Here is a 2,443-nt window from a genome sequence, read left to right on the forward strand (position 1 = left end):
CTCACTTGCACTAAACGCTGCTAGTAGGATGGATGTTTCGCGCAAACCCCGGCAGGTCAAGGAGCTATCGCTGTGCCCCTGAATAATTCCTTCCAAATTCCACTCTGTTTCTGCGTGTCGAACAAGTATCAATTTCATCGTTAGCGGGCCATGCTCGTTGTTGATCAAAATGCCCAAACTGCGCGATGTCAAACACACACAGTTGAAGCAGCGGAAGGCTTTCCTGTTTTGGAAATAATGAACAAGTGTAGCTTATTGCCGTTATGCAGCGGCTCTGGGTGTGAGGCGCTGAATTTTATCCGTAGTTAACTTCCGCTTTTGGCACAAAGCCGCCCCTATCCCCTGTTATCGTTTCTCGTATCAACCGCAGCGTCCTGAAAAACTACGCAACAGCGCGATGTCAAACACACACCGTTGAAGCAGCGGAAGGCTTTCCTGTTTTGGAAATAATGAACAAGTGTAGCTTATTGCCGTTATGCAGCGGCTCTGGGTGTGAGGCGCTGAATTTTATCCGTAGTTAACTTCCGCTTTTGGCACAGGGCTGCTGTTGCAGCCCTGACAACCTTAGACTTCAATCGATTCAGAGATCTCTAACGCATCATCGACTTCGATGCCTAGATAACGGACTGTGATTTCCAGTTTCTTATGGCCCAACAGAAGTTGGATCACCCGGAGATTCTTGGTTTTCTTGTATATCAGGTAAGGTTTTATTCTTCTCATGGAATGTGTGCTGTAAAGCGAAGCTTCGAGAACAGGCTTTTCTACCCACCCATGAAAAATTCGGCTGTATTGTCGGGTTGATATGTGCCGGTTAGTTCCGATCCGAGACCGAAACAAGAAGTCTTTACTGTGCAAATTGCCAAGCTTTATCAATGCAGCAACAGCTTCTCTTGTCCCTTTGGTTATCTCAAATTGCACAGGGCTACCGGTTTTCTGTTGCAGCACCGTTGCTCTGCTTGAAACCGAGCTACCATATGCAACATCAGATACTTTGAGGTTCACCAGATCGCAGCCTCGTAGCTTACTGTCTAAGGCCATATTGAACAGAGCTAAATCACGCGTTTTACCTTCCAGTTCAAGCCGGATTCGGATCCCCCAGATATGAGATATCTAAAGTGGTCTTTTTTGGCCTATGATACGGTCTTTATTCGTTCATACTCAAATCTCCTGCAATGTGGGAGATTTGAGTATGGTTGTCCCTTATGAGCGAAAAGTCGACCTTTGTTATTCTGTTGTGTAACTCGCCACATGATCAGGATATAACAATACCTCTCGCCCTCAGGCTACGTCTGCTTGAATTGATAGCGTCGAGAAGGCGGAGTCGGCTTTCCCTGAGATGAGCGACGAGTAACTCTGCCGCTTTCTCGATGTCCTGCGAGCGAAGTGCAGCAAATATTTCGCGATGATCTTCCCAAGCGGGGTTCGACGGCGATTTATCTAGCCATCTTGCCCGTGAAAGCCGACGCAGTGCATCACTTATCCCATCGATGATAAACGCATTCTGACAAAGACGGGCCAGATGCAGATGGAATCGTGTTCCGGCATCATCCATTATCCCTTCAGACACATCAGCAGTCTTCTCTTTAAGCAGGGTTTCCAGACCATTGAGTTGTTCTTCCGTCATTCGGCTGGCTGACAGTTTTAATGCCGCCACTTCAAGTACTTCCCGGTAAATACACAGCTGTTCAACTTCAGCAACATCGATCGGTGCCACCAACCAGCGTAACCCGTCACGACATACCAGCCCTTCAGACTCCAGCTTTTGTAATGCGGCTCGGACAGGCGTCCGGGAGGCGTTAAACGTTGCTTCAGCCCAGCGCTCGGTCAGTCGTTCTCTCGGACCCAGTTCCATGCTGAGTATCAATTTTCCTAATTGGTTTTCAACTTCTGATGCCTGACTCATGACGGCAATGATCTCCCGCAAATTGACAGTAAAATGCATAATCGATATGGTATACCAATTTGGTATACCAAGAAAGAGTATTTCTATGACCCAATTTTATAACAGCTTCTGGCGGCGAAACCTTCTCGTTTGCTTCATTGGCTCGTTCTCAACCGTCTTCGCAATGACCCTTATGCTGCCGTTCCTGCCTTTGTATGTCGAAGAGCTTGGTGTTCATGGGCATGCTTCGGTTGTTCAATGGTCTGGCGTGGCATTCAGCGCAACGTTTATCACTGCCGGGTTGATCGCCCCTGTCTGGGGGAAACTCGGTGACAGATATGGACGCAAGTCGATGCTCGTGAGAGCCAGCCTTGGCATGGCGGTTACTGTTTCGCTTATGGGGCTGGTGACAAATATATGGCAACTTGTCGGACTAAGATTGTTAGTTGGCCTGGCGGGAGGTTACTCATCCGGCGCGACAATTCTTATCGCAGTCCAGGCTCCCAGAGAACGTGCAGCCTGGGCGCTGGGAATTGTTTCATCCGGTGTAATGGCTGGCAA

Annotated in this window: 4 protein-coding genes; 1 reads left to right on the forward strand and 3 read right to left on the reverse strand. The window is 48.5% G+C overall.

Annotated elements, in window-relative coordinates; all coding sequences use genetic code 11:
- The 3 genes from FDW97_RS02380 to FDW97_RS02390 form a co-directional block, all read right to left on the reverse strand.
- The coding region (locus tag FDW97_RS02380) for a histidine phosphatase family protein (RefSeq protein WP_137350611.1) at positions 1-138 on the reverse strand (138 nt) is incomplete at its 3' end.
- A 426-nt stretch (positions 139-564) separates the two neighbouring features.
- On the reverse strand, positions 565-1,110 hold the full coding sequence (locus FDW97_RS02385) for a tyrosine-type recombinase/integrase (protein WP_249359783.1): 546 nt from the start codon (positions 1,108-1,110) through the stop codon (positions 565-567).
- 142 nt (positions 1,111-1,252) lie between these two features.
- A complete protein-coding gene (locus FDW97_RS02390) occupies positions 1,253-1,903 on the reverse strand; it encodes a GntR family transcriptional regulator (RefSeq protein ID WP_137350612.1) in 651 nt (216 codons plus the stop codon).
- Between the two features lie 85 nt (positions 1,904-1,988).
- Between FDW97_RS02390 and FDW97_RS02395 the strand changes: the two genes are divergently transcribed.
- The coding region (locus FDW97_RS02395) for an MFS transporter (protein ID WP_137350613.1) at positions 1,989-2,443 on the forward strand (455 nt) is incomplete at its 3' end.

The organism is Citrobacter sp. wls708 (genome assembly GCF_005281255.1).
In the GTDB taxonomy this organism is placed as follows: Bacteria; Pseudomonadota; Gammaproteobacteria; order Enterobacterales; family Enterobacteriaceae; genus Citrobacter; species Citrobacter werkmanii.

Coding starts and splice junctions, on each gene's coding strand:
- FDW97_RS02390 (WP_137350612.1), bottom strand. CDS start 1,903: ATGAGTCAGGCATCAGAAGTTGAAAACCAATTAGGAAAATTGATACTC.